Here is a 26,834-nt window from a genome sequence, read left to right as displayed (position 1 = left end):
AGGTTCCAAGTCGAAAACGCGTGACCATGCCGGCAAGGAGTGACGCGGCCATGACATGCCCCGCGCGACTTCAGGGCGCGATGTCGACCGTCACCTCGCGAGACTCGGCGCGCCCCTGGTCGTCGACCGCGCGCAGCAGGTAGCGCCGCCCGGATGACGCGAGATCGGGCATCCACGTGATGCCTTCACCCGGCGCGGCGCGGCCGATGAGCGCGTCGTCCGCGAACCAGTAGATCGCCTGCGTGCCGGCCCCGGCCTCGGCGCGCAGCACCAGCGGCTCGGGCTTCTTCGCGCGCAGCGTGTGGCGCACGCCGCGCAGCGGCGAGGTGATGAGGGGAGCACTTTCCGTTGCGTCACCGTCCGTTTTCTCACAGCCGTCCGCGGGCGCACTCGCGCGCGGCAGCCCGGCCTGCCGGAACAGCCGGCGCATGTCGCTGCCCCATTGCTCCACCACCTGCTGCCGCGCGTTGGGCTGCGGGCCGCAGACGACCTTGCCCGTGGTCTCGTCGACCCACACCGCGCGATGCAGGTTGCTGACCTGGATCGGCGACTTGCCCGCGATGAACCAGGTCATGGTGCGCACCGGGCACAGCGCATCGGGCAGGCCGCCCGTCGCCGCGCAAACCTCCACCTGGCGCAGGTCGGGCGGCCGGCGCGATGCCATCTCGCCCGGGTCCAGCCGCTCGGCGCGCAGCGCGTCGACCATGCGAAGGAAGAGCGGCGCCGCGGCATCCACGCCCACCAGCGCCGGATTGCTGCTGCCGTCGAAATTGCCGACCCACACCACCAGCACGTGGCGGCCGAACACGCCGGCCGTCCACGCATCGCGGAAGCCCCAGGAGGTGCCCGTCTTCCATGCGATGGCCGGGCGCGCGGGCAGCGTGGTGTCGGGGCGCGGCGTGTGGCGCAGCATGTCGAGCGTGATGAACGAAGCCTCTTCGCTCAGCAGGCGCAGCGGCTGCACGGGCTTCTCGCCGGGCGCGGGCTGCGTGTAGCGGATGGGCTGCGAGACGCCGCCGTTGGCCAGCGTCGCGTACATGCCGGCCAGTTCCTCGGGCGTGACCTCGCCGCCGCCGAGCACCAGCGCGAGGCCGTAATGCTGTTCGCTCTGCAGCTTCTGCACGCCCGCCAGCCGCATGAAGTCGTAGAGGCCGGGCTTCGAGAGCTTCGCGGCCACGGCCACCGCGGGCACGTTGCGGCTGCGGATCAGCGCCTCCTGCGCCGGCAGCGGTCCGGCGAAACGGTGGTCGAAGTTCTCGGGCGTGTAGGGGCCGAAGGAGGTGGGCGCGTCCTTCAGCATCGTCTTCTGATGCAGCAACCCCTGGTCGAGCGCCAGCGCGTAGATGAAGGGCTTGAGCGTGGAGCCCGGCGAGCGCTTGGCCAGCACGCCGTTGACCTGGCCCGAGATGGCGTCGTTGCGGAAGTCGGCCGAGCCGATCATCGCGCGCACCTGCATCGTCGACGCGTCGAGCAGCAGCGCGCTCGCGTTGTTCATGCCCACGTCGGCATGCGCGCGCAGGTACTGCGCCATCACGCGTTCGAGCGTGGCCTGCATGCGCAGGTCGATGGTGGTGCGCACCTCCTGCACGCCGCGCTCCTGCGCGAGCAGCATGTCGGTGGCGTGAGGCGCGAGAAAAGGCAGGCTGCCGCGCGACTGGGCCGACAGCGCGAGCTGCGCGTCGGGCGCATGCTGCTTCGCCGCGGGATCGCGCTCCGCCCACAGCGCGGAGAGGCGCTCGCGCGCGGCCTGCAGCTCCGCATTGCGCCCACGCTCGGCGATGCGCTTGACGGGGTTCTGCGGAATCACCGCGAGCGTCAGCGCCTCTGGAAGGCTGAGCTTCGCAGCGTCCTTGCGGAAGTAGATGAGGCTCGCGGCCTGCACGCCCTCGATGTTGCCGCCGTAGGGCGCGGTGTTGAGATACGCCTCCAGGATGTCGCGCTTGCTGAAGCGGGCCTCCAGCCACAGCGCCGCGAAGATCTGCGCGACCTTGCCGGTGGGCGTGCGGCTGTCGATGCCGTACACGCGGCGCGCGAGCTGCATCGTGAGCGTGGAGCCACCCTGCCTGCGCTCGCCGCTGGCGATGCGCCATGCGCTGCGCAGCAGCGCGGCCGGATTGACGCCGGGGTGCGCGTAGAAGCGGCGGTCTTCGTACAGCAGCACCGCATCGACCAGCGTGGGCGAGATGCGCTCCAGCGGCACCCAGAGCCGGTATTGCTCGTCGGCGGCGAGCGTGAGGCGCATCAGCTCGCCGCCTTGCGCGTAGACGGCGCGCGAGCTGCCGACGGTTTCGCTCAGCGGGGCGTGGGGCCACAGGCGCAGCAGCGCGAGCAGGAAGACTACGGCTGCGAAAGCGATGACTGCTCTCTTCCTCCCTCTCCCCCTGGGAGAGGGCTGGGGTGAGGGCATCGGCGACGGATCGAGCGCGGGGGTCATGTGAAGCGCCGCACCCTCACCCTAGCCCTCTCCCGCAAGCGGGAGAGGGGACAAGGCAAGAGCGCGTCATGATCAATTCGCCACCACCTGGAAGCGTGCACCCGCCGAGCGCGAGAACACGCGACGGTCGTACATCGCCTCGCCGTACGCCGCCGGCACCACGTAGTCGCCCACGTTGGTGGCGCGGGCCTTGTAGGTCACCTCGAGCAGGTCCTTGCCGACGCCGCCATAGAACACGACGCGGTCTTCGCGGATATCGGCGTACTGCACCTTCCACGATCCGCCGCCGCCCAGGCGCTTCTTCCAGATCGGTGCGTCGGCATTGGCATCGTCGTCGTCGCCCACTGCCTGCAGCACAGGCTCCAGGCCGCCGGGCAGCACGTCGACCAGCGCGACGTCGTTGATCTGCGCGCGCTCCAGGCTGCGCACGCGCACCCGCACCGTGACCTCTTCGCCGAGCTTGGCCTTTGTGACGGGATTGCCCTTGGCGTCGAGCACCTCGTGGAAGATCTCCAGTCCCTTGTTCACCGGCGTGGCGGGCAGGTTGCGCTCGAAGCCCTGCTCGGCCCAGCTGTAGTAGAGGTTGAAGTCGCTGTCGTTCGACAGCCTCAGCTTCGCGGTGCCGGCCGGCACCGAGGCACGTGTGATCGGATTCACCGCACCCAGCACGAGCGCCGCGGCCTGGCCCTGGGCATTGACAGTGCTTGCCGAGAGCTTGCCTTCCACGTTCTGCCCCACGGCCTCGAAGTAGGAGTCGACCGCCAGCAGCATCGACGCCGACGACAGGCTGTTGTACCAACCCTCCCGCACCATCTGGGCCATGCCCTCCCACACCGCGGGCTTCAGCGTCTTCAGGCGCGAGGGGAAGTGGCGGCCCACCAGGTGCAGCGTCATGCTGTCGTGCACCAGCGGGTCGTAGTAGGCGCCCCAGGCGTTGCGGCGCTGCTTCTTCTCGGTGCGCGCGAGCAGATCGGACCACACCGGGTCGAGCAGCTCGTTGGCCACCGGCTCCTGCTTCACGAGCTGGTAGCTCGCGGCGAGGTACACGGCGCCGAGGTCGTCGCCCCAGCCCACGGCCTGCCGCGTCAGCTGGTTGCGGCGGGCCTCGCGCAGGTTGGCGAGCGCGGCCGGCGCGACGATGCCCTGGCGCGTCAGCAGGTAGGCGGCCTGCGTGCGCTGGCGCCAGCCGTCGAGCGTGTTGTCGCCGCTGCCGAGCCAGCCCTGCAGGTAGGTATTGGCCTTCTGCAACAGGTCCTGCGGCACAGGCAGCTTGTGGTCCTTGGCCTCGACGAGCAGCTGCACCGCGTAGAGCGTCGCGAAGGGGTCGGTGCCGGCGCCGGGCCACAGCGAGAAACCGCCGTCGGCCGTCTGCCGTGCGCGCAGCTGCACCAGGTAGCGCTCGAAGGTCTTGCGCGCCTCGGGCAGCGGGCCCTGTTCGGCGGTACGGCCGCGCGACATTTCCTTCACGAGCTCGGGTCGGCCCGAAAGCAGCACCGCCGGGAAGGTCTGGCTGGTGATCTGCTCGGTGCAGCCGTGCGGATAGGCCTCCAGGTACTGCATCAGCCCGGTCGCGAAGGCCCAGGGCGCGGCCGAGACGGCCACGTCGCTCTGGCGGAAGTTCGGGTACAGGTCGGCCTGGCTCGAGAGTTCTCCCGCGCGCTGGAAGCTGCCGGCCTGCACCAGCGTGACGAAGGGCGACGCGGGTCGCACGCTCACCTCGGTGGAAAGCCGCGCGCTGTAGTTCTTGTGCGTCGATGTGAACACCAGCGCGGAAGAGCCCAGCACCGCCTGCTCGCCCGGCTTGGCGCGCACGTTGAACTTCGTGCTGGCTTCGCCGCGCTCGTTGACCTTGAGCGTCTGCATGGCGTCGCCCACCACCTCGAGCCCGCCCGAGGCGGTGAGGGTGAGCGCGATGGGCGCCTCCTTGCCCGAACCCACGATGTTGTTGGCCAGGCCCACGCCCACCTCGACGGTGTCGCCGGGCGCCATTGCGAGCGGCGCGTTGGGCAATATCACCATGTCGCCGCGCACCACGGTGCGGGTGCTCTTGGCGGCGGTGGTCTCGTCGTTCACCGCCACGGCCATCACGCGCAGGCTGCCGTTGAAGCTCTCGGGCACGGTGTAGCTGAACTCGCGGCTGCCGTTCACGTCGACCAGGCCCGACCAGTAGGCCACCGGCTTGTCGCGCTTGCGCTTGAACGGGTTCAGGTGCTTGCCGAGCTCGCCTTCGCCGTCGCCGCCGGGCGCTGCGCCCTGCATGAGCTTCTTGAACTCCGGCAGGATCAGGTCGAGCGTCTGCAGCGTGCCCACTTCGAGCGCACGCTTCTGGAAGAAGTGCTTCAGCGGGTCGGGCGTCTTGTAGCGCGCCACCTGCAGGATGCCCTCGTCCACCGCGAACACCACGGCGCGCGTGGGCTTGTCGCTGGCGAGCTTCATCTTCACGGTCTGCCCCGGCTTCACCAGCTCGCTGCTGGTGAGCTGCAGGTTGGCGGTGCGCCTGGTCAGCGCGGTGGCGAAGGGCACCACGCCGTACGACAGCGGGCTCATGTAGACCTCGTCGGAGGCCGGGTCGCGCACAAAGTGCACGTTGATGTAGCCGGTGCCCTCGAAGTCCTTGGGCACGGTGATCTTCTGCACCGAGGCGGTCTTGTCGGTCTTGAACCACGCATGGGCGTAGACCTTGTCGCGCTCGATGGTGATGAGGCCCGCGCCCACGTACGGCGCGCGGATGCTCACCGAGATCTCCTGGCCCGGCTCGTAGTCCTTGCGGTCGAGCGTGAGCTGCAGCTCGGCGTTGCGGTCGAGCGAGCGCGACACGTTGGCGTTGCCGGCCACGCTGTATTCCACGCGGTTGAGCTCCAGTCCCTGCGCGTTGCGCACCACGTAGGCGAAGTTGCCGGGCGCGGCGGTGTCCAGCACCACGCTGTTGCCCGCGGCCGCGATGGCGAAGGGCTTCTCGTCGAGCACGATCTCCTTGCGGCGCGACTCGTAGCGGTACAGCCCGTTGTCCTGCTTGATGAGCACCGACAGCACCTTGCGCTCCACGCGCTCGATCTTCAGGTCGGCCACGGCCGTCTTCTTGGCGCGCGGGTCGATGGCGATCACGGTGGCGTTGCGCGTGGCGCCCTTGCTCACGTAGCTGGTGTCGCCGTCGACCTTCACGCCGACGAGGTAGGGCAGGTCGCTCACCAGCGTCTGCGCCTCGGCCGACACGCTGCGTCCACCCTCTGGCTCGAAGGCCTTGGCGAGCACATGCACCTGGTAGGTGGCGGCGTCGAAGCGCGACAGGCGCAGGTCGAACTCGGCCTTGCCGTCTGCGCTGGTCTGCACGCTGCCCAGGTCGTCCACCTGCTTTTCGGTGGCGCGCTGCGGGTCGAAGAAGGCGTAGTCGGTGAAGGCGCGGAATACCGGGAAGCCGGGGCTCAGCGTGAGCGTGCCTTCCACCTTGCGGTCGGGCGCGGGCGTGCCGAAGAGGTTCTGCACGTCGATCTGCGCCTTCAGGTCCTTGGGGCTCACCCAGCCTTCGGCGACTTCACTGCTGAGCTTCGCCGTGACCTTGGTGCGGTCGGGCAGGAACTCCTGCACCTTCACCGTCGTGCTGCCGATCAGCAGGCTCTCCACCTCGGGCGCGCCCGGCGACGACTGCCGCGGCAGGTAGAGGTTGACGGCGTAGTTGCCGGTGGGCGAGGTGTCCTGCGTGGTGTGGGCGATCTCCGCCGCGCCGCCCGGGCCGAGCCGGAGCTTCTCGCGGCGCACGCTGAGGCCGCGCGCGTCGATGATCTCGGCCTCCAGCGGCAGGTCGCGCAGCGAGGTTCCCCAGTTGCCGGCCTTCACCATCATCGCGATGTGCATGGTGTCTCCGGGGCGGTAGATGCCGCGGTCGCTGAAGACATAGGCCGTCATCTGGTTCGGCACGCCGGCAGCGCGCAGGCCGCCGACGTCGAAGCGCGAGATGTCCAGCGTGCGGTCGCTGCGGTTGAAGGGCAGGAAGCTCAGGTCGCCGTCCTTGCGCACCACCAGCACCACGGGCGCCTTCTCGCGCTGGTAGCCGGCCAGGTTGGGCAGCTTGGCCGCGCCGGTGGCGTCGGTGGACTGCGACGCGACGATCATCCCGTTGCGGCCCCACACCTCCACCAGCGCGCCCGCCACCGGCTGGCCGCTGGCGATGCTCTGCACGAACACGTCGCGCGTGGCGTCGAGCGACTTCTTGGCGACGATGCCCAGGTCGGTGACCAGCACCAGGCGCTGGTCGATCTGCTGCTCGGGGCGGCCGCCCTCGCCGTTGTCGCCACCGCCTTCCTCTTCGGAAGACTGCTCTTCCTGCTGTTGTGCCTCCTCGGGTCGAGCCTCGCCCTCGGGCTTCTTCTTCGCCTTCGGGTCGTAGCCTTGCACCTTGAGCAGGAACACGCCGCGGCGGTCGGTCGCGTCGCTGCGCAGGTACTCGGCGAAGTCGACGGTCTCGTAGTGCGCCTTGCCGGCGGGAATGCTCAGCGGAATCTCCTTCTGGAAGCGGTCGACGAGGTTGTCCGACTGCAGGCCGCCGTAGAACTGCGGATGCGCGAAGTCGCCGCTGGTCTGCGTCACCAGGTGCTGCAGCTGCTGCGGCAGCAGGCGGCCGATCTCGAGGCGGATGCCGGGCAGGTCGCGCACCAGGATCGGCAGCTTGCGCTCGCCAGAGAGCGCGAGCAGCGAGCCCTGGCTCATGATGCTGAGCTCGGGCGCGAAGGTCTTGAGCAGGCGCACGTCCTGGAACGCGGCGCCCAGTTGGTAGCCGCCGGGCGTCTTCAGGCCCTTGGCCACGCGCACCAGCAGGTAGCGGCCGCCCTCGGCCTGCGGCATGCGGAAGCTGACCATCTCGGTCACCTCGCGCTCGCTGGCGATGGGCTGCAGGTTGAGCTTCTTCGCGCGTCGCAGCACCGCGTCGGTGATCTTGGCCGGGTCCGCGGACCAGTCGAACTTGTCGTCGGGGTCGCCCTTGGCTTCCTCCGTGGCGGGCAACAGCCAGGCCTGCACCACGCGCGCCATCTCGCGCTCGTGCACCGGCATGGACGCGCTGACCTGCATCACGTGCTCGGGCTCGCCGTTCTCGCCGGTGACGATGGTGGGCTCGATGCCGGAGATGGAAAGGCTGTAGAGGCCGGGGATGTCGACTGCGCGAGACAGGTCGTTGCGCAGTGCCGGCCCGCCCTTCTGGGCGACAGCGCCGGCCGTGAGGCTGAGGATCGCGGGCCGGTTCTTCTCCGGAATGGGCAGCGGCTCCGACTGCAGCGTGGCGATGAGGCGCAGCTTGTCGTAGCTGACGGTGAACTTCTCGCTCGCGCACTTGCCCACGCTGAAGAAGGAACTGCTGCAGGGCTGGTCGTAGGTCAGCACCAGGCGCTTCTCGAACTCCGCCGTGTTGACGGGGTGAGAGAAGCGCACCTGGAAGAGCGCTCGGCGCACGTTGGCCTGGACCGGGTCCTGGTAGAACTCGGCGCCGATGAACTGCGCGGTGAACTCGGGAGAGCTGAACTCGTACTTGCGCTGCGCCAGTTCGATATGCGGCGCGAGGGCGCTGTCGGCGATCTGCACCTTGTACGGCTGGCCGACGGGCCAGTCCTGCGCGGGCAGGAATTCGAGGCGGTTCTGCTTTGTCCACGTCCAGCGCCCGGCAATGGCGGGCTCGATGCTGACGCCGGTGGCTTCCTGGCCGATACGAGCAATCGGTGCGACGGAGGCCGAGAAGTTGATGACGTAGGGGTTGGGGCCCCTGTCGAGCTCGATCTGCGTGCGCTGCGGCGGCTCGGCCTTCGCGGTGGCGACCACAGGCTCCACGCGATCGGGCGTGAGGCCGTGCCACCACTTCATGACATGGGGATGGGCGATCCAGCCGGCCAGCGCGATCAACGCGAGCAGCACCAGCCACGCAAGCCGCTGCTGCAGCCACTGCAGCCCGAGAAGAAGGAAGGCGCCCAGGATGCGCAGCCAGCCCGGTGGTCGCCAGGAACCGATGAGTCCGCGGGCCAGCGGACGCAGGAAGCCGAGCGCGCGGCCCAGCCCGGTGAAGAACACGTCGCTGATCGACGCGAGTTTTCTGTTGGCGACTTGAAGCATGGAGGCTCCCACTGTGTTTTTGTTGGCGCCCGCGAGTCTGCGAGCCATCTGTGAAGCAATCGCGCTGTGTGTGAAGTCTTGGTGAAAACCGCACAGGCCCGCGCCGGGCCGCATTCAACGATTCATAACTGGGGCTTGTTCACCATCAGGTAGAACACGACCACCATGGCCGCGAAGGCCGGGTAGCCCAGCAACTCCCACCAGCGCTGGTAGCGTGCATAGAGCGGCGGCAGCGGCGCCGCATCGCGATGCGCCTGCGCCGCGATCGCCGCCATGCGGATCTGCAGCCACACCACCGGCAGCCAGCAGGCCCCCGCGAAGACGAACAGCGCCAGCGAGACCGCGAGCCACGGCGTGGACAACGGCCAGCCCGCCATGTGCGCCAGCGCGAAGCCGGTGGCCGGCTGGAGGATGACGGTGGGCGTGGTGAACCACCAGTCGGCGCGCACCACCAGCCGGCTGACCACCGCCTGCGCGGGCACGATGCCGCTGCGGTTGGCGAAGAACATGTAGAAGGCCGAGCCCAGCCCCGTGCCGACCATCAGCACGCTGGAGACGATGTGCAGCCACTTGAGGACGAGGTAGGTGTTCATGTCATGGTGCGGCGCGCCGGTACAGGTGCCAGAGCAGGGCGGCAATGGGGATGTTCTTGAGCAGCGGGCCGAGCGGATGCAGCCACAGGCCCGGCTGCAGCACGGTCGCCACCAGGGTCATGACGAACATCAGGCCCAGCGCCGCCGCATAGCTGGCGCGGCCGGGCCATCGCCACAGCGCGATGCCGACCGCGAGATCGGCCAGCGCGCCGCCGGCGATCAGCCCCTGCACCAGCCATTGCGGCGACGCGATACCCGCAGCGGCCAGTACCGCACGGCTCTGGCCATTCAGTTCGAAGAGGCTGGCCACGGCGGTGAGCAGCCACACGGCGACAAGGCTGTAGCGCAGCAGGCTGTCGGTCTCGTCGGCAGAACGGTTCATCTGGTGACGGGGCTTTCGCTTCTTTCTTCGTCGACCACGTCGGTCACCATGCCCCAGCGTGCGAACTCTGGCCCGAATTCGGACAGGCCGAGCAACCCCGTGCAGGCATGCGCACCCACCGGCAGCGTCGGATCGCCATTCGCGAGCCGACGCGCCAGCAGGATGGCGGCCATGCAGGGAATCTCCGGGCCATGGTTGTCGTCGGCCGCGATGTGCCACGCGCGCCGCGCCGGCCGGCCCTGCGCATCGGTGCCTTCCACGCGCACGGCCATGCCCCCCAGCGCCGTGCCCAGCGCGTCGAAAAGGCCGCCGGTGGCATGCAGCAGCGGCGCGAGCTTCTGCGGCGCCGACAGCAGGCCCGCGCGATGCATGAACGCCAGGAAGGCGAAGGCGCGCTGCGTCAGCCCGACTTCGAGCGCGGCGCGGAACATCACCGACTGCACGCCCGCGTATCGCGCCGGAAAGAGCTCCAGGTCGGGAATGTCGCAGAGCGCGCCACGGCGCGGCTTCATGCGCGCGAACTCGACCTTCACCGGATCGGCCCAGCCGGGCAGCTCGACCCAGCGGCCGCCTTGCCAGACGCGGATCGGCGCGCCGCAGTACGCGAGCACGCCGGCCAGCGTGGCCTCGCCGCGCGGCGCACCCTGCGCGGGAGCGATGCAGATGTCGATGCTCCGGATGCCCTGCCAGCCGTCCGCGAGATGGTCGACCACGGCCGAAGACAGCGCGGGCACGGTGCTGGCGCCGCTCACCGCGGTGCGGCCGGCTTTGCGAAAGGCGGCGTCCAAGGCAGCAGGAAAGTCGCACACGAAGCGGCGCCCGTCGGCCAGGTCGATGTAGTGCGCACCCGCGGCAGCGACGGCCTGCGGCACGCGGTAGTCCTGGTTCTGGAAGGGACCGGCGGTGTGGATCACGAGCTTCACGCCCAGGCCGCGCAGGGTGCCGGCGAAATCGGCGGCCTGCACGTCGATGCGCACGCCGCTCGCGGCCGCGTCCAGCGATGAGGCGAAGACCGTGGCGCGCTGCGCATCGCGCCCCGCCACGAGCAGCTCGATGCCGGGGCTGCCAGCCAGCGCGCGGCAGATGCGCGTGCCGAAGTTGCCGTAGCCGCCGAGCACCAGCGTCTTCATGCTGCCGCCGCGTCCGTTCCGGCCACATGCCCGCGCGTGAACGCCTCTTCGAAGATCGAATAGCCCGACCAGTCCGCGTGCGCGAACGACAGCCGGCCCGCCACCACGCTGCCGCGATGCCCGGCGTCGGGTGCGCTGCGCTGCGGGCCTATCTGCGCCAGCAGGCCGGGCCTGGGGATCGACATGGCGTGCCCGTAGCGGGTGATCTCGACGCGCGAAACCAGCGAAGGCAGGTCGGGGTGCGGCACCGACAGTTCGGCGAGCAGGTCGTCGCGCCAGCCGGTCCAGGGGCGCTCCAGCAGCAGTTTGCGGCCGTCGTCGGCGTCGTAGCCGCTCGGGCCCAGCGGGCGGTACCAGCTCAGCACGGTGCCGCGCGGCGTGGGGTCCAGCGCCTGGTGGCGCGCGTCCACGTAGCCCAGGCCCCTGGTGCCGTAGATCACGTTGTCCCAGCTCGGCGCGGCGCCGGGCCGGTCGGCCAGCGGGCCGCGCAGGTGGATGTTGGCCACCAGCCAGGGGGCGTAGCGCACGTGCGCGGCGGCGTTCTTCAGCACCTCGGGCGGGTTCTCGACCACGCGTGCGGCGATGAACACGGGCAGCGCGACGATGCAGTGTTCGGCCTGCCAGCGCACCATGGATTTCGATGCGGCATCCCACGCATCGACCTCGACGCCGTCGCGCACTTGCGCGATGCGCGTGACGACGCTGCCGGTGCGCAGCCGCTCGCCGAGCGGCCTGGCGAGCTGCTTCGTGAGCCAGCCGTTGCCCTCGGGCCAGGTCAGGATGCCGTCGCGCTCGGGGCTCGAATCGTTGACGCTGCCCGTCGGATCGCCGGGCGCGTGGAAGCCGTGCCGGCTCGCGAAGTAATGGATGCCGGCCCAGGCCGACACCTGCCCGATGCCGGCGCCGTAGTCGTCGCGGCAGCAGTAGTCGAGGTACCAGCGCAGCTGCGCATCGCTGAAGCCTTCGCTGTCGAGCCAGCTCTGGAAGCTGATGGCATCGAGCGCCAGCAGCTCGGGCGTGATGGCGACCTTGAGCGTCGGAATCGCGAAGTGCGCGGCATGCTGCAGCGCGTCGATGCGTTGGGCGAACTTGCGGTACTGCGCGAGCGTCGCGTCGTTCACGCCGTGCATGGGCAGCAGGCCGTCCTGCCACTCGCCGTGAAGGAACAGGCGCTCCTGCGGGCTGTGGCAGAGCGTGACTTCGTCGTACTCCCAGCGACCCGCCACGCGGCGGCGCAGGCCGAGTTCCTCCAGCAGATCCTGCACCTCGCGTGCGTCGTCGCCCGGCACCGGCAGGTAATGCGCCCCCAGCGGGCAGGCGATGCCGCTGACGATGCCGCCGCGCGCGTTGCCGCCGGCGGTGTCTTCCAGCTCGAGCAGCGCGAAGTCGTCGATGCCCGAAAGCCGCAGCGCGCGGGCCGCCGCAAGGCCCGCCACGCCGCCGCCGGCGATGACCACGCGCGTGCGCTTCACCGCGGCAGGCGCGGCGCTCTTCAGGGAGCCATCCCGCATCGCATGGCCGCGCGTGACGTCGATGCCGGTGAAGCCGCCTTCGATGGGCGGTGGCGGGGCCTCGCAGCCTGCGAGCGCCAGAGCACCCGCCGCGCCCGCCGCCACGCCGAGGAATTCGCGCCTTTGCATGACGGGGCTAGTGAGCCATGACCTTGCCCCACTCTTGCTCGTAAGTGGTGACCAGGATCTGGTTCGACAGCCGGTTCACTTCCGCCGGCACGCGCGCCATGTCGAGCGGAAAGTCGAACATCAGCGGCAGGGTGGTCGGCGAGAGAAAGCGCAGACCTGGCGGCAGCGCATTGGGCAGGCGGTAGGGCCTGCGGCTGGCGATGATGTAGCCCCATTCGCCGAAGCTGGGCACATGCGCGTGGTACGGCGTGGCGCGCAGGCCCACCGATTCGATGGTGGTCGCCACGGTCCAGTAGCTCTTGCGCGCCACCAGCGGCGAAGTGGTCTGGATCACCGCGTAACCGCTGGCCGACAGGCGCTTCTCGAGCAGCGCGTAGAAGCTGTTGGTGTAGAGCTTGCCGATGGCGAAGTTCGTGGGATCGGGAAAGTCCACCACGATCACGTCGAACATGTCGCCCGGCTGCTGCAGCCACTGGAAGGCATCGGTGTTGACGATCTTCACCTTCGGCGAAGACAGCGAACGCCCGTTGAGCGCGGCCAGCGTCTCGTGCTCGGTGAAGAGCTTGGTCATGTTCGGATCGAGCTCCACCAGCGTGACCGACTCGACCGACGGGTACTTGAGTATCTCGCGCACCGCCATGCCGTCGCCGCCGCCGAGCACCGCCACCTTCTTCGGCGCGCCCTGGGCGGCCATCACCGGATGCACCAGCGCCTCGTGGTAGCGGTATTCGTCGCGCTCGGCGAACTGCAGGTTGCCGTTGAGGAACAGCCGGTGCCCCAGCAGCCCGCGCGTGACCACGATGCGCTGGTAGGGCGAGGTGGCGCTGAAGACGATGCGGTCCTGGTAGAACTTGTCCTCGGCCAGCGTGGTGATGTGGTTGGCCCCGGCGAATGCGCCCACCAGCGCGGCCAGCGCGAGAAAGCAGGCGACGGCGTGCGCGCCCACTCGACGCAGTTCATGGCGGAAGAGCCACAGCGCCCACACCGCCACCGCCGCGTTCATGAAGCCGAACAGCAGGCCGGTGCGGATCATTCCGAGCTGCGGCACCAGGATCAGCGGAAAGGCCACCGACACCGCCAGCGCACCGAGGTAGTCGAAGGTGAGAACCTGCGACACCAGGTTCTTGAGCACGATGTTGCGCTTGAGGATGCGCATCACCAGCGGGATCTCGAGCCCCACCAGCGTGCCCACCACCATCACCAGGCCGTACAGCAGCAGCCTGAAGGCGCCGGGCACGTAGGCATTGGCCAGGAACAGGATCGCCGGCAGCGCGCCGCCGATCAGCGCCACCAGCAGTTCGATGCGAAGGAAGTGCGCCGGCAGCTGCCGCTCGAAGTAGCGCGAGAGCCACGAGCCCACGCCCATCGCGAACAGGTAGGTGCCGATGATGGTGCTGAACTGCAGCACCGAGTCGCCCAGCAGGTAGGAGCTGAGCGCGGCCGCAGTGAGCTCGTAGACCAGCCCGCAGGCGGCGACCACGAACACGCTGGCGAGCAGCGCGATCTCCACGGGCTGCGGCCCCCGCGCGTCCGGGGTGCGCGCGGGCAGGGCCGCGTCGTTCAATGGATTGCTGCTGCGACGATGATGCTGATGCCGAGGCTCATCGCGGCAACCACCAGCCCGAGCGCCACGTTCTGCTTCTCGACGATCTCGCCCCACAGGTCGTAGGGCGTGATCTTGTCGATGATCAGGAAGCACAGCCAGAAGATCACGACGCCGATCAGCGCGTACACGAGCGATCCGAGGACCACGCCCGGTTTCAGCCATTCAAATCCCATGGGGACCTCCAGTCGTAGTAATGATGAGAGACATCGCGTGCATCTTCGCCGTCATTTGTGGCCACCGCCACTCGAATAGCCGCCGTAGGAGCCGCCCGAGCTGCGGTAGCCCGAGCCGCCGCTGCTGGAGCAGGTGCTCAGGATGATCAGCAGGATGATGATCACGACGATGATGAGGATGATGGTGCCGCAGCCCAGCCCCGAGGCGGCGCTCACGGGCAGCGCGTCGGCCCGCTTGAACATGTCCTTGCGCGCGTCGAGCTTGAAGGCAGTGGCGACCGCGCCGCTGTCGATCTTGCTGCCCGAGGACCACGTCAGCTCATTGGTCGAGCGCTCCATCGACAGCAGCGCGCCGCCGTTGGCGAAGTCGCGGTTGAAGGTCTTCTGGCCGCGCTCGACCTGCCAGTAGAACTCGCCCGCCACGTAGGTGGTCTCGGCGTTGTAGGCGTACTGCTGCTGGTAGCGCTTGCCGAGGTAGGTGGCGCTGCTGCCGTTCTCGGCCATCACCGGAGCGCCGGTGGTCGGCTTGACCATGCTCCAGCCGTCCTCGGCGTCCACCAGGAAGCTGAAGCCCCGCTTCTTGTTGTAGAGCAGGTACTCGTCCCAGCCGAAGTGCTCGTCGTCGCCGGGCTCGCTGCCCATGCGGTGCTGGAAGCCCACCACCTGCCACTGCGCGCCCTGCAGCTGGCCCATGCTGCCCAACGCGATGAGCGGGCGCACCGGCTCGTCCTGCGTGGCGTGCTTGAGCTCGCCGCCGATGCCCTGCGACAGGTCGATGATGCTGTTGCACGAGCCGCAGGTGATGCTCTTGCTGTCGGCCAGGTTGACGGTGACGGGCGAGCCGCAGTTGGGGCAGTTGAAGCTGCGGCCCTTTTCGTCCTTGGCGGATTCGGCGCGCAGGCCGGTGAGCTGCAGGTCCTCGAGCTGCACCGAGCGGCCGAGGTAGGCGCTGGGCCTGGCCGTGCCGTAGTCGATGCTGAGCACCAGCCCGCGGTCGTTGCGCAGCTCGACCATCGCGAACGGTCGGCCGAGCTCGGGCAGGTGCGGCAGTTCGCCCTGCGCCGAGGTCAGCGCCACCTGCTCGTTCGAGGTGACGGTGTAGCTCTGGCCCGCGAAGGCGCTGGTGGCGCCAACGCGCAGGTCGACCGGCGGCGGCGCGGTGCGCTGCAGATCGAAGGGCAGCGCGAAGACGTAGGCGCCGTTGTCCTCGCTGAGGATGCCGGTGCGGTCGCCGTCGAGCGCCGCGATCCATTCGGTCCAGCGCCCGCCGGGGTAGGTGTACTGCAGCCGGCCGATCAGCGTGAAGGGCTTGTCCTGGATACGGCCGGCGGCGAACAGCTGCAGCGGGCTGAAGTCGTCGAACAGCTCCGCCATCTTGCCGGTGCGCGCGAGCGTGTCGCCCTGGCGCACGACGGTGCTCTGGCAGTAGGGGCAGACCGCGTGCGTCGATTGCGCCGAGCGGAATTCGACCGGCGCGCCGCACCCGGGGCAGGGCGCTCGGTAGTAGCGTTGGTTGCCGGTTTCCTCAGCCATGGCGTCTCATCGGCCATGGCACGGACGGCCACGAGTCTTTCAAGCCAACGAGGCTTCCGACGCCCGTCGAAGGGGCGCCAGGCGCTATGCGGAACATGGCGCCGCGTCAGACCAGTTTTTTCAGCAGTTCGGCCTTCTTGGCGTCGAACTCTTCCTGGGTCAGGATGCCCTTCGTCTTCAGCTCGCCGAGTTTTTCCAGCGTCGTCATCACGTCGGCGGCGCTCACCACGGCCACCGCCGGTTGCTGCTGCTGGGCTGCCGCGGCTGCCGCCGCATTGGGGCTCAGGCCCTGCGCGAGGTTCTGCGCCAGCACCTGGCCGAGCGCCACGCCGGCGCCCAGGCCCATCGCGTCGCCGGCGACACCGCCGCCGCCGGCAGCGCCCTCGGCGAACTTGGGAATGGCCTGCGCCGTCTGGTACTGCATGAACTTGCCCATGTCGTTGCCAACCATGCCCATGCCGATCTTCTGGTCGAGGATCTTCTGGAGCTCTTCGGGCAGCGAGACGTTCTGGACGGTGATGTTCTCGAGCTTGATGCCGATCTTCTCGAACTCGGGCACCAGCTGGGCGGCGAGCGCCTGCGCGAACTGGATCTGGTTGGCCGCGAGGTCGAGGAAGGGTACGCCGCTGGAGGCGATGGCATTGCTGATGTTCTGCAGCACCAGGCCGCGCAGCTGGCCGTCGAGGTCGGCCACGGTGTAGGTGTCGCGCGTGCCGGAGATCTCGGTGTGAAAGGCCTTGGCGTCGCCGATGCGGAACGAGTAGTTGCCGAAGGCGCGCAGGCGCACGGCGCCGAAGTCCTTGTCGCGGATGGTGATCGGCTGGGGCGTGCCCCACTTCTGGTCGACCTGCTGGCGGGTGCTGAAGAAGTAGACGTCGCTCTTGAAGGGCGACTCGAAGAGCTTGTCCCAGTTCTTCAGGTACGTGAGCACGGGCAGCGTCTGCGTCGTGAGCTTGTACATGCCGGGGCCGAACACGTCGGCCACCTTGCCCTCGTTGACGAAGACGGCAACCTGCGACTCGCGAACGGTGAGCGAGGCGCCGTTCTGGATTTCCATCTCCGCCATCGGGAAGCGCCAGGCCAGCGTGCCGTCGCCGGTCTCGGTCCACTGGATGATGTCGATGAACTGCTTCTTGATGAAATCCATCAGGGCCATGGTCGCTCCTCGTCAGGTTTTTTCAGGTTTTGTCCGAACTGTGCATATTGCCACAGCGATCTGAAGAAACACCCGTGCTATTGGTCATGGGAGCCCCTGGCCATGCGGCCTAGGGCGTCATGCGCGAGGTCTACAATCGGCGCCCCCAGAAGAAGCGCCACCAGGAGCTACGGCACATGTCAGATTCGACCCCCTCGACCTCATCGACTCCCACGCCCGAAGACAAACGCGCAGAACTGCGCCGTGCCGCCCTCGAGTACCACGAGTTTCCCGTTCCCGGCAAGATCGCCATTGCGGCGACGAAGCAGATGGTCAACCAGCGCGACCTGTCGCTGGCCTACTCGCCCGGCGTGGCGGCTCCCTGCGAGGAGATCGTCAAGGACCCGGCCAACGCATTCAAGTACACCTCCCGGGGCAACCTCGTGGCCGTCATCAGCAACGGCACCGCCGTGCTGGGCCTGGGCGACATCGGCCCGCTGGCTTCCAAGCCGGTGATGGAAGGCAAGGGCGTCCTCTTCAAGAAATTCGCGGGCGTCGACGTGTTCGACATCGAGATCGACGAGAAGGACCCGGCCAAGCTGGTGGACATCATCGCTTCGCTGGAGCCCACCTTCGGCGCGGTCAACCTGGAAGACATCAAGGCGCCCGACTGCTTCTACGTCGAGCGCGAGCTGCGCAAGCGCATGAAGATCCCGGTCTTCCACGACGACCAGCACGGCACGGCCATCACCGTGGCGGCGGCCATGGTCAACGGCCTGAAGGTGGCGGGCAAGAAGATCGAAGAGGTCAAGCTGGTGGCCTCGGGCGCGGGCGCCGCGGCGCTGGCCTGCCTGAACCTGCTGCTCAAGGTGGGCCTGAAGCGCGAGAACGTATTCGTCACCGACCTGGCCGGCGTGGTCTACGAGGGCCGCACCGAGCTGATGGACGACGACAAGCGCCAGTTCATGCAGAAGACCGACGCGCGCACGCTCGGCGAGGTGATCGAGGGCGCGGACGTGTTCCTGGGCCTGTCGGCCGGCGGCGTGCTCAAGCCCGCCATGGTGGCCAAGATGGCCAGGCGCCCGGTGATCTTCGCGCTGGCCAACCCCAACCCCGAGATCTCGCCCGAGGACGCCCACGCGGTGCGCGACGACGTGATCATGGCCACCGGCCGCACCGACTACCCGAACCAGGTCAACAACGTCCTGTGCTTCCCGTACATCTTCCGCGGCGCGCTGGACTGCGGCGCGACGACGATCACCGACGAGATGGAGATCGCCGCGGTGCACGCCATCGCCGACCTGGCGCAGGCCGAGCAGAGCGAGCGCGTTGCCGCCGCCTACGTCGGTGAAAAGCTCAGCTTCGGCCCCGAATACCTGATTCCGAAGCCCTTCGACCCGCGCCTGATGATGAAGATCGCGCCGGCCGTCGCCAAGGCGGCCGAGGAAAGCGGCGTGGCCCAGCGTCCCATCAAGGACATGGACGCCTACCGCGACAAGCTGCAGAGCTTCGTCTACGCCTCGGGCACCACGATGAAGCCCATCTTCGACGCCGCCCGGCGCGCGAGCAAGAAGCGCGTGGCCTACTCGGAAGGCGAGGAAGAGCGCGTGCTGCGTGCAGCCCAGATCGTGGTGGACGAAGGCGTAGCGCGCCCGACGCTGATCGGCCGGCCGGCCATCATCGCCCAGCGCATCGAGAAATTCGGCCTGCGCCTGAAGGAAGAGCTGGACTACGACGTGGTCAACGTCGAGCAGGACCACCGCTACCGCGAGTTCTGGCAGACCTACCACCGCATGACCGAGCGCAAGGGCGTGACGGTGCAGGTCGCCAAGATCGAGATGCGCCGGCGCCTGACGCTGATCGGCTCGATGCTGCTGCACAAGGGCGAGGTCGACGGCCTGATCTGCGGCACCTGGGGCACCACCGCCAACCACCTGCACTACATCGACCAGGTGATCGGCAAGCGCCCCGGCGGCTGCGAAAGCACCCCGCAGGATGTGCCGGTGTACGCCTGCATGAACGGCCTGCTGCTGCCCGACCGCCAGGTGTTCCTGGTCGACACGCACGTCAACTACGACCCCTCGCCCGAGGAGCTGGCCGAGATCACCACCATGGCGGCCGAGGAAATGATGCGCTTCGGCCTGAAGCCGAAGGCTGCGCTGCTGTCGCACTCCAACTTCGGCACCAGCAACGGCCCCAGCGCCATCAAGATGCGCAAGACGCTCGACCTGCTGCGCGTGCAGGCGCCCTGGCTCGAGGTGGACGGCGAAATGCACGGCGACGTGGCGCTCGACAGCAAGCAGCGCGCGGTCGTCATGCCGCACAGCGCACTCGCGGGCGACGCCAATCTGCTGGTTTTCCCGAACATCGACGCGGCCAACATTTCCTACAACCTGCTCAAGACGGCGGCAGGCGGCAACATCGCGATCGGCCCGGTTCTGCTCGGGGCGGCCAAACCTGTGCACATTCTCACGGCCAGCGCGACTGTTCGGCGCATCGTGAACATGACAGCCTTGACAGTGGCAGACGCAAACGCCGAGAGATAAGCTCTCTGGCGAGAGTGGCCGCCAACTTGAAAAGCCATTCGATACCCTCGCGACTGCTCAAACTTTGGGCAGTCGCTTGCTATTTTCGCCAGCGTGGTGCACACTCGCGGGCTTGAATTTGCGGGTTAACCCCGACGTTGATCGCCGATTCGACCCCCCGCTCTTTTCTTGTGGTGCCCCATGGCGGCTTACGCCTCGATCACGTCCTCTGTCACAAAGTTTGCGCTCACCAGTCTGATGCTGGTGGCGTTGACGACGGGGGCCGAGGCCCGCGGATGGTTCGGCGCCGGAAAGGCCTCCGCCGAGGAAACCATCGCACTGGCCGACCTGCCGGCGCAGGGCCAGCGGACCTACCAGGCCATCCTCAATGGCGGTCCCTTCCGGTATGACAAGGACGGCACGGTGTTCGGCAATCGCGAACGTCTGTTGCCGCCCGCCCGACGAGGCCACTACCGTGAATACACGGTCACGACGCCCGGTTCGCGCGACCGCGGAGCACGGCGGATCGTCTGCGGCGGCGAACAGCGCACCGCGCCCGAGGCCTGCTGGTACACCGCGGACCACTACGCGAGTTTCAGACGGATTGCGCCATGAGCGATGAAAACGACCTGAGCGGCGCCTCGAAGCGCCCCGACGAAATGATGATGACTATGGAAAGACCAGCGGAGATGACCTTATCCCTTCGTGCCGTACGCCCGAACATCGTGCAATCGATCCGCGCGTTCCGCGTGAACGACCTGCAGGACGCAGCGAATGCGGCCGGCCAGCACTTCCTGTACGCCAACCTGGGCAACGCCCAGACCAAGCAGGACGTGCTCGACCTGATCGCCCAGCAGTTCACGTTCCCGGCCCACTTCGGGAAGAACTTCGACGCGCTGTACGACTGCATGACCGACCCGTTGCATAAATCGGGCCCGCAGCCGGGTTTCGTCATCGTGCTGGAACAGATCCCGGCCAACGCCAAGTTCGACAAGGAAGCCCGCGAGCAGCTGCTCGACATCTTCCGCGACGCCTCGGACTACTGGGGCGACCGCAAGGTCCCGTTCCGGTGCTTCTATTCTTTTCTGTAGCCCGTTCTGCATCCACCAGCCAAGCAGAACGGGCGAACGAGGCTCAACCGAACGTTGAAACCCTCGATGGCATCGAAGTGAACACCGCGGCGGCAGCAGCAGCTGCCACCGAACCGGCCGGCGAAAAGATGCCGACCGACAAGCTGGTCGACGTGTCGCCGCTGGCGCTGCGCATGAGCAGCCCCTTCAACGCGGGTTACTGGCTCGCCGCCGCCTGATCGGAAAAAGTCGGCCGAGCATGCCGGCTGACGAAAGGCGATCGAGCAAGTGAAGAAAAAGCGCGCCATCGGCGCGCTTTTTTCATTGGGGCACTGCCTGGGCCAGCGCCACGTAATCGGCCACCGGCACTTCCTCGGCCCGCCGCTGGGTGTCGAAGTCGCCGGAAAAGCCGTGCTCCTGGAGCCACTTGCCCAGCGTGTGGCGCAGCAGCTTGCGGCGTTGGCTGAAGGCGACCTGCACGATCTCGCCCAGGCGCTTCTCGTCGACGGCCGGCGGCGTCGCCAGCGGCACCATCCGCACCACGGCGCTGTCGACGCGCGGCGGCGGGTCGAAGCTCTCGGGCGGCACGAACAGCACGTTTTCCATCTCGTAGCGCCATTGCAGCATCACGCTCAGGCGGCTGTAGTCGGAGGTGGCGGGGCTGGCCACCATGCGGTCGATCACTTCCTTCTGCAACATGAAGTGCTGGTCGGCGACCAGATGGGCATGACCCAGCAGATGGAACAGGATGGGCGTGGAGATGTTGTAGGGCAGGTTGCCCACCACACGCAGCGGCTTGCCGGCAGGGAACCTCGCGGCCAGCTCGGCGAAGTCGACCTTGAGCACGTCCGACTCGATCACGTCCAGTTGCGGATGCTCTCGCAGCCGCTTCGCCAGGTCGCGGTCGAGCTCGATCACGGTGAGCCGGCCCAGCCGCTCCACCAGCGGCTGCGTCAGCGCGGCGAGCCCCGGACCGATCTCGACCATGGCATCGCCGGGCTGCGGCGCGATCTCGCGCACGATCGAATCGATGATCCCGCCGTCGGACAGGAAGTGCTGCCCGAACCGCTTCCTCGCGATGTGCTGCGCCATCAGCTCAGGACTGGGGCGGGTCGCGGTATTCGACGTAGGCGCGCGCGCGCACTTCCTGCACCCAGGTGGTGAAGGCTTCTTCCACGCGCTGTTCGCGCAGCGCGGCGCGCGCGGCTTCGCGCTGCTCCGACTGGCTGAGCTTGGAATCGCGGCGGGCCACCACCTGGATCAGGTGCACGCCGAAGCGCGAGACCACCGGGTCGCTGATCTGGCCGGGTGAGAGCCGGTCCATGGCTTCCTCGAATTCGGGCACGAACTGGCCGGGACGAGACCAGCCGAGGTCGCCACCCTGCTTGGCGCTGCCGTCCTGCGAGTTGTCGCGGGCCAGGCCCGCGAAGTCGGCCGAGCCGGCCTGGATGCGGCGCTTGAATTCGGCCAGCTGCGCGACCGCCTGCGCCGTGGTGCGCTTGGGATCGTTGAGCAGCAGGATGTGGCGCACCTGCGTCTGTGTGACGGTGGCGTCGCCGGAGCCGATCTGGGCCTTGGCCAGCACCTTGAGCACGTGGAAACCGGCGCTGGAGCGCACGGGGCCGGCGATACCGTTCACGGCGGTCGATTGCGTGGCCTCGACGAACAGCGACGGGTAGCGGTCGGCGCTGCGCATGCCGATGGCGCCGCCGTTGGCGCGGTCGGGCGAGTCGGAGTTCTCGCGCACCAGCTTGGCGAAGTCTTCGCCGGCGCGGGCGCGCTGGGCGATGTCCTGGGCCTTCTTCTGGGCGGCGGCGATCTGCGCATCGGTGGCGTTCTCGGGAACGGCCACCAGCACCTGCGCGAGGTTGAGGTTCTCCAGCGCCACGTTCTTCACGGACTGGTTGCGCTGGTCGCGCAGGTACTCGTCGGCCTCGGCGTCGCTGACCTTGACCTTCGACTCGACCTCGCGGTCGCGCAGGCGCGTGAGCAGCAGCTGGTCGCGCAGGTCGTTGCGGAAATCCTGCTGCGCGATGCCTTCGGCGGCCACGCGGCGGCGCAGCTCGACCAGGCTGATCTCGTTCTGGCGAGCCACGGTCTGCTCGGCCTGGTCGATGGCCACTTCGTCGACCTTGATGCCGTTTTCCTTCGCGAGCTGCAGCTGCGCACGCTCCGTGATCAGGCGCTCCAGCACGAGGCGCGTGAGCTCGCCGCGGGGCACGCGCTCGGCGTCGGGGTTCTCCTTGATGAGCCGCGTCACGCGCGACTGCACGTCGGTGTTGGTGATCGGCTCCGAGTTGACCAGCGCGACGATGAATTCGGCCGAACGCTGCACCGGCGCCGCCGGGGGCGTGGTGGACGGACGCGCCGCCGGCGGGCCCAGGCGCGGGCCGGCGCGCATGATGTCCGTGATGCCGGTACCGGGGCGATAGCCCTGCGCGCCCGCCGTGGCGGCGATTGCCGCGAGGCAGCCCAGGGTGATGATGGAAAGGATGTTTTTCATGGCGTCGCTCGCTCGCTCAGTCAGAGTCAGTCGTCTCAGTCGTAGTTGGTGAAGCGGCTCGGCGCTTCGCCCGGTTGGCGCAGGGGTTCGTAGCGCTGGATGTTCTGCCGCAGGGTCTGCATGGGGCTCGAGCCGATGCTGGAGAAGCCCACGAATTCGAGCTGGAACATGATGCGGGTGTTCGCCGTCACCTGGCCGGTGGTGATGCGCTGCATCACCACGCGGCCGATCCAGCAGCAGCCGTCGTATTCGAAGCCGAGCACGCCGTCGGTGAGCTTCTTGTCCTGCAGGCTGTAGTTGAGCCGGCCGACCGCATACCAGCGTCCGCCGCCCTGGCCCTTGCCGGGGCCGAGGTTCTTGCCCTTGTCGCCCCACAGGTCGTTCAGCGGCCACTGCCAGCCCACGTCGATCGACTTGTTGCCGTCGGTCGCGGTCGGGGTGGTGGGCGCCTGGTAGCGGAAGGCCGCGCTCAGGTTGTGGTACGGCTCGGGGTTGTAGCGGGCGCTGATGGCCGAGCGCTCCGACCTGCGGGTGTCGGGGTTGTACTGGACCAGCGTGTCCAGGCTCCACTTGGGCGTCCAGTTGATGGTGGCGCCCAGCAGCAGGTCGCTAGCGCGGTCGGTCACCGGCGTGCCGCCCGGCAGCGTGACCTTCTGGTCGCTGAAGCGCAGGCGCTGCGCGATGCCGAAGCGCGCGGCCTCGGCGCCGGTGTCGGGGTCGATCAGGCGGGAGGTCACGCCCAGCGTGAGCGCGTTGGTGTCGGAGATGCGGTCGCCGCCCGAGAATGCGTTCTCGGTGTAGATGGTCGCGAAGCTGAAGTCGTTGGCTGCCGAGTCGTAGTTCGGCAGCATGCTCTGGTTGCGGTACGGCGTGTAGACGTAGTAGGCGCGCGGCTCCAGCGTCTGGCGGAAGGCGCGGCCGAAATAGCTGGCGTCACGCTCGAAGGTCAGGCCGCTGTCGAGGCTGAAGGTGGGCACCACGCGGTTGCTGGACGTCGGGAAGAAGTACAGCGAGCTGGGGTTGTAGACCTGGCCGTTGACGTACTGGACGCCGTTGACCGTGAGCTTCGGGATGTCCGCCTGCGGCAGGTAGTAGTTGTACGAGGCCGCGTTCAGGATCAGCTTCGGAATGACGTACGTGCTCGGCGTGATGAACGGCCGGCTGATCGTGGCCACGGCCATGGCGCGGTCGCCGTCGGGCTGCGACTGCTGGTTGAAGTCGTAGCCGAGCTGGGTCGAGGAGAGCCTGTTCACGCGGAAGCGCGTGTAGTCCAGGTTCAGCGCGACGTCGAAGCCGTGCCAGTCGTACTTGTTGTAGTTGGCCGTGATCTGCGGCATCCGGTCGTACGCGGGCACGATCGGCGACAGGTTGTACTGCAGGTTCTGGTACTTGAGCGTGCGGATCATGCCGCTCCAGTCGCCCTTGCTCCAGTTCAGCGAGGCGTCGTTCGGCAGCTGGCGCTGCGCGAGCGAGGGCGTGCGGGTGAAGTCGCGCCAGTAGTCGTCGTCGCTCACCCGGTTGATGGTGACGTTGGCCGAGAGCGAATCCAGGCCCAGCGCCTTGGCGTCGAAGTCCTGGTGGTGCGTGAGCCACAGGCCCCAGCGCCGGGTGTTCTTCGGCGGGTTGGTCAGGCTGCTGGCGGTGATCTGCCCGTTGGCCAGCTGCTGGAGCTGGCTGGCGCGCAGTTCGTTGTAACGGTCGCCCACGAGCCGGTCGCTGCCCATCAGGTCGAAGCGGATCTCGCCCTTGTATTGCTTCTCGAGGTAGCGGAACTCGTTGCTGAAGTTGACGCCGCGCTTGCTCATGATCGTCGGCGTGAACGTGGCGTCGCGGTTGGGCGCGATGTTCCAGTAGTACGGCTGTGCGATCTCCAGGCCGTTGGTGTTGTCCAGGCCGATGGTGGGCGGCAGCAGTCCGCTCTTGCGTTCGTTCGACAGCGGGAAGCTCACGCTCGGGATGGGCGGCGTGGTGATGCCCATGAAGCTCAGGCGCGCGTTCTTGGCCACGCCCTCGTTTTCCTCGGTGTCGGTGGTGATCGAGGCCGCGGTCAGCAGCCAGGCGGGCATCCAGCCGGGGAAGTCCTCGCGGCGGCAGGTGGTGTAGGTGGCCTCGCGGGCGATCGATACGTTGGCGTCGACGAAGTCGATGCGCTTGGCCTCGCCGTGCGCCTCGTTCGCGAGGAACTTGTAGCGCACGTTGTTGAAGAAGCCCTCGAAGGTCTCGAGCTTGAGCTGCAACTCGGGGCCTTCGTAGACGTTGCCGGCCTGGTTGACCCGCACGTTGCCGGTGGCCTTGGCGCGGTCGTCGGGCTGGTAGTACTCGAGCCGGTCGGCGGTGATGGACACCGCGCCGCGGCGCAGCGTGGCATTGCCCTCGACCACGGTCTCGAGGTCGGGCCGGCCGGAGATGCGGTCGCCGGTGACCAGGCTGGGCATCTGGCTGCGGTCGGCGGGCGTCAGGATTTCGGTGAGCTGGGGCGTGCGCTTCAGCGTGAGCGGGGCGTCGAAGCCGCCAGCCGTCTGGGCCGAGGCGCCGTGCGCATGGATCAGCGCCAGCGACAGGACGGCCAGTGGCAGCGGCGGCGAGCCCGGGCGCCGCAGACGCGGGGCGGCGGCACGACGTCGGATCATCAGGCCTCCCGCCCGGCCGTTCCGAGGAAAGCCGGCGACTCTCCCGTGGAGAGCAGCGAGCGCACAAGGTGCCAAGCGTGAGGGCTTTGGGTCGTAGGCATCGGTTCGGAACGAAATGTCGTCGGGGAAGGCGCGGCAGGCCGGCAGGTTGCAGGGGCCTGTGGCGATCCGCATCGGCCGGAGGCCGGCCAAGGGGGATTGCCGCGCCAGGCGGATTTGTAGAATCGATTATCCATGACAGCACCCCCGCCCCCGGCCGCATTGGCCCCAAGCCGCCCCGCCGAAACCCTTGCCTGGACGGATCCGCAGCGGGCCGAAGCGTTCCGCAGCTGGCTGGCCGCCGTCGCGCCCCGGCACCGGCTGCTGCCCGAAACCGTGAGGCTCGCCTCGGCCGACGCGAGCTTCCGCCGCTACTTCCGGCTCGACACCGCCGACGCCGCCGCCCCCTCGCGCATCGTCATGGACGCCCCGCCCGACAAGGAGAACAGCGCCCCCTTCGTGCAGGTGGCCGGGCTGATGGCCGCGGCCGGCGTGCTGGCCCCCACGGTCCTCGAATGGGACGAGCCCAACGGCTTCCTGCTGCTGGACGACCTGGGCCGCCAGACCATGCTGGACGTGATCGACCCGGCCCGCCCCGAGGCCGCCCGCCCGCTCTACGACCAGGCCATCGACGCGCTGGTGCGCTGGCAGCTCTCTTCCAGGCCCGGTGTGCTGCCGCCCTACGACCGCGCGCTGCTGGAGCGAGAACTGGCCCTCTTCCCCGAGTGGTACATCGGCCGCCACCGCGGCATCGCCGTCGAGGGCAAGCTGAAGGAGCGGCTGGAGCGCAGCTTCAAGCTGATCGTCGAGAGCAACCTCGCGTCGCCCAGCGTCTACGTGCACCGCGACTTCATGCCGCGCAACCTGATGGTGGGCGAGACTCCCACGCTCGGCGTGCTCGACTTCCAGGACGCGGTGTACGGCCCCATCACCTACGACATCGCCAGCCTGATGCGCGATGCCTTCCTGAGCTGGGACGAGGAGTTCGTGCTCGACGTCACCATCCGCTACTGGCAGGCGGCGCGCAAGGCCGGCCTGCCGGTCGACGAGGACTTCGGCGCCTTCTACCGCGCGGTCGAGTGGATGGGCCTGCAGCGCCATCTCAAGGTGGCCGGCATCTTCGCGCGCCTCACGCTGCGCGACGGCAAGCCGCGCTACCTGGCCGATACGCCGCGCTTCATCGCCTACATCCGCGCCACCGCCAGCCGCTACTCCGAGCTGACGCCGCTGTCGCGCGTGATCGATGAGATCGAGGGCACTTCGGCCATCACGGGCTACGCCTACGGCCGTGTCTGAAGACAAACTGAAAAAGCACCACCCTGCGGCGCCCGCGCAACGGCCGTTCGCA

18 protein-coding genes are annotated in these 26,834 nt (G+C 68.3%); 5 read left to right on the top strand and 13 right to left on the bottom strand.

What is annotated here, in order from left to right; all coding sequences use genetic code 11:
* Positions 1–70: 70 nt before the first annotated feature.
* The 10 genes from pbpC to ACAM57_RS32290 all read right to left on the bottom strand — a co-directional run bounded on the left by pbpC (position 71) and on the right by ACAM57_RS32290 (position 16,740).
* Positions 71–2,434 (bottom strand): penicillin-binding protein 1C, encoded by a 2,364-nt coding sequence (pbpC, locus tag ACAM57_RS32335; protein WP_369660269.1) that lies wholly within the window; start codon positions 2,432–2,434, stop codon positions 71–73.
* A 72-nt stretch (positions 2,435–2,506) separates the two neighbouring features.
* Complete coding sequence (locus ACAM57_RS32330; protein WP_369660268.1) at positions 2,507–8,527, bottom strand: alpha-2-macroglobulin; 6,021 nt, start codon at positions 8,525–8,527, stop codon at positions 2,507–2,509.
* Between the two features lie 122 nt (positions 8,528–8,649).
* Positions 8,650–9,120, bottom strand: coding sequence for a DUF2269 domain-containing protein (locus ACAM57_RS32325; RefSeq protein WP_126020918.1), 471 nt, complete (start codon positions 9,118–9,120; stop codon positions 8,650–8,652).
* Position 9,121: 1 nt separating this feature from the next.
* The gene (locus tag ACAM57_RS32320; RefSeq protein ID WP_369660267.1) at positions 9,122–9,502 is read right to left on the bottom strand and encodes a DoxX-like family protein; all 381 of its coding nucleotides are present in this window, start codon (positions 9,500–9,502) and stop codon (positions 9,122–9,124) included.
* Positions 9,499–10,632: a saccharopine dehydrogenase family protein gene (locus tag ACAM57_RS32315; protein WP_369660266.1), complete on the bottom strand. Its 1,134-nt coding sequence runs from the start codon at positions 10,630–10,632 to the stop codon at positions 9,499–9,501. The genes ACAM57_RS32320 and ACAM57_RS32315 overlap by 4 nt, the downstream gene beginning before the upstream one ends.
* The gene (locus tag ACAM57_RS32310; protein WP_369660265.1) at positions 10,629–12,272 is read right to left on the bottom strand and encodes an FAD-dependent oxidoreductase; all 1,644 of its coding nucleotides are present in this window, start codon (positions 12,270–12,272) and stop codon (positions 10,629–10,631) included. The genes ACAM57_RS32315 and ACAM57_RS32310 overlap by 4 nt, the downstream gene beginning before the upstream one ends.
* A 7-nt stretch (positions 12,273–12,279) precedes the next feature.
* Positions 12,280–13,836, bottom strand: a complete 1,557-nt coding sequence (locus tag ACAM57_RS32305) for a polyamine aminopropyltransferase (RefSeq protein WP_369660264.1) — start codon at positions 13,834–13,836, stop codon at positions 12,280–12,282.
* Positions 13,833–14,051: a DUF350 domain-containing protein gene (locus ACAM57_RS32300; protein ID WP_019653703.1), complete on the bottom strand. Its 219-nt coding sequence runs from the start codon at positions 14,049–14,051 to the stop codon at positions 13,833–13,835. The genes ACAM57_RS32305 and ACAM57_RS32300 overlap by 4 nt, the downstream gene beginning before the upstream one ends.
* 51 nt (positions 14,052–14,102) lie before the next feature.
* Positions 14,103–15,584 carry a DUF4178 domain-containing protein gene (locus tag ACAM57_RS32295; RefSeq protein WP_369660263.1) on the bottom strand — a complete coding sequence of 494 codons (1,482 nt, stop codon included), beginning with the start codon at positions 15,582–15,584 and terminating at the stop codon, positions 14,103–14,105.
* 106 nt (positions 15,585–15,690) lie between these two features.
* Positions 15,691–16,740: an SPFH domain-containing protein gene (locus ACAM57_RS32290; protein WP_126020908.1), complete on the bottom strand. Its 1,050-nt coding sequence runs from the start codon at positions 16,738–16,740 to the stop codon at positions 15,691–15,693.
* A gap of 176 nt (positions 16,741–16,916) precedes the next feature.
* On the opposite strand from ACAM57_RS32290, the gene ACAM57_RS32285 reads away from it, so the two are divergent.
* The 4 genes from ACAM57_RS32285 (at position 16,917) to ACAM57_RS32270 (ending at position 20,553) form a co-directional block, all read left to right on the top strand.
* Positions 16,917–19,265, top strand: a complete 2,349-nt coding sequence (locus ACAM57_RS32285) for an NADP-dependent malic enzyme (RefSeq protein WP_126020906.1) — start codon at positions 16,917–16,919, stop codon at positions 19,263–19,265.
* Between the two features lie 180 nt (positions 19,266–19,445).
* Complete coding sequence (locus ACAM57_RS32280) at positions 19,446–19,859, top strand: ribonuclease domain-containing protein (RefSeq protein ID WP_126020904.1); 414 nt, start codon at positions 19,446–19,448, stop codon at positions 19,857–19,859.
* 50 nt (positions 19,860–19,909) lie between these two features.
* The gene (locus ACAM57_RS32275) at positions 19,910–20,335 is read left to right on the top strand and encodes a barstar family protein (protein ID WP_086011111.1); all 426 of its coding nucleotides are present in this window, start codon (positions 19,910–19,912) and stop codon (positions 20,333–20,335) included.
* Between the two features lie 77 nt (positions 20,336–20,412).
* Positions 20,413–20,553: a hypothetical protein gene (locus ACAM57_RS32270; protein ID WP_165909564.1), complete on the top strand. Its 141-nt coding sequence runs from the start codon at positions 20,413–20,415 to the stop codon at positions 20,551–20,553.
* An 82-nt stretch (positions 20,554–20,635) separates the two neighbouring features.
* On the opposite strand, the gene rsmA is transcribed toward ACAM57_RS32270, so the two are convergent.
* From rsmA to ACAM57_RS32255, 3 genes are read right to left on the bottom strand one after another with little or no spacing between them, the layout of a single operon-like run.
* A complete protein-coding gene (gene rsmA, locus ACAM57_RS32265; protein ID WP_369660262.1) occupies positions 20,636–21,406 on the bottom strand; it encodes a 16S rRNA (adenine(1518)-N(6)/adenine(1519)-N(6))-dimethyltransferase RsmA in 771 nt (256 codons plus the stop codon).
* A 4-nt stretch (positions 21,407–21,410) separates the two neighbouring features.
* Positions 21,411–22,817, bottom strand: coding sequence for a peptidylprolyl isomerase (locus ACAM57_RS32260; protein WP_369660261.1), 1,407 nt, complete (start codon positions 22,815–22,817; stop codon positions 21,411–21,413).
* A 35-nt stretch (positions 22,818–22,852) separates the two neighbouring features.
* On the bottom strand, positions 22,853–25,447 hold the full coding sequence (locus tag ACAM57_RS32255; protein ID WP_369660260.1) for an LPS-assembly protein LptD: 2,595 nt from the start codon (positions 25,445–25,447) through the stop codon (positions 22,853–22,855).
* Between the two features lie 234 nt (positions 25,448–25,681).
* Between ACAM57_RS32255 and ACAM57_RS32250 the strand changes: the two genes are divergently transcribed.
* Entirely contained in the window at positions 25,682–26,782 is a 1,101-nt protein-coding gene (locus ACAM57_RS32250; RefSeq protein ID WP_369660259.1) for an aminoglycoside phosphotransferase family protein, read from the top strand.
* The last annotated feature ends 52 nt before the right edge of the window (positions 26,783–26,834 follow it).

This window comes from Variovorax sp. V15, from assembly GCF_041154425.1.
Classification (GTDB): Bacteria; Pseudomonadota; Gammaproteobacteria; order Burkholderiales; family Burkholderiaceae_C; genus Variovorax; species Variovorax guangxiensis.
The sequence above is the reverse complement of the archived record's forward strand: the minus strand, read 5'-3'. Positions and strand labels throughout refer to the sequence as shown.

Coding starts and splice junctions, on each gene's coding strand:
- ACAM57_RS32315 (WP_369660266.1), bottom strand. CDS start 10,632: ATGAAGACGCTGGTGCTCGGCGGCTACGGCAACTTCGGCACGCGCATC.
- pbpC (WP_369660269.1), bottom strand. CDS start 2,434: ATGACCCCCGCGCTCGATCCGTCGCCGATGCCCTCACCCCAGCCCTCT.
- ACAM57_RS32290 (WP_126020908.1), bottom strand. CDS start 16,740: ATGGCCCTGATGGATTTCATCAAGAAGCAGTTCATCGACATCATCCAG.
- ACAM57_RS32300 (WP_019653703.1), bottom strand. CDS start 14,051: ATGGGATTTGAATGGCTGAAACCGGGCGTGGTCCTCGGATCGCTCGTG.
- ACAM57_RS32260 (WP_369660261.1), bottom strand. CDS start 22,817: ATGAAAAACATCCTTTCCATCATCACCCTGGGCTGCCTCGCGGCAATC.
- ACAM57_RS32295 (WP_369660263.1), bottom strand. CDS start 15,584: ATGGCTGAGGAAACCGGCAACCAACGCTACTACCGAGCGCCCTGCCCC.
- ACAM57_RS32280 (WP_126020904.1), top strand. CDS start 19,446: ATGGCGGCTTACGCCTCGATCACGTCCTCTGTCACAAAGTTTGCGCTC.
- ACAM57_RS32255 (WP_369660260.1), bottom strand. CDS start 25,447: ATGATCCGACGTCGTGCCGCCGCCCCGCGTCTGCGGCGCCCGGGCTCG.
- ACAM57_RS32310 (WP_369660265.1), bottom strand. CDS start 12,272: ATGCAAAGGCGCGAATTCCTCGGCGTGGCGGCGGGCGCGGCGGGTGCT.
- ACAM57_RS32330 (WP_369660268.1), bottom strand. CDS start 8,527: ATGCTTCAAGTCGCCAACAGAAAACTCGCGTCGATCAGCGACGTGTTC.
- ACAM57_RS32275 (WP_086011111.1), top strand. CDS start 19,910: ATGACTATGGAAAGACCAGCGGAGATGACCTTATCCCTTCGTGCCGTA.
- ACAM57_RS32285 (WP_126020906.1), top strand. CDS start 16,917: ATGTCAGATTCGACCCCCTCGACCTCATCGACTCCCACGCCCGAAGAC.
- ACAM57_RS32325 (WP_126020918.1), bottom strand. CDS start 9,120: ATGAACACCTACCTCGTCCTCAAGTGGCTGCACATCGTCTCCAGCGTG.
- ACAM57_RS32250 (WP_369660259.1), top strand. CDS start 25,682: ATGACAGCACCCCCGCCCCCGGCCGCATTGGCCCCAAGCCGCCCCGCC.
- rsmA (WP_369660262.1), bottom strand. CDS start 21,406: ATGGCGCAGCACATCGCGAGGAAGCGGTTCGGGCAGCACTTCCTGTCC.
- ACAM57_RS32320 (WP_369660267.1), bottom strand. CDS start 9,502: ATGAACCGTTCTGCCGACGAGACCGACAGCCTGCTGCGCTACAGCCTT.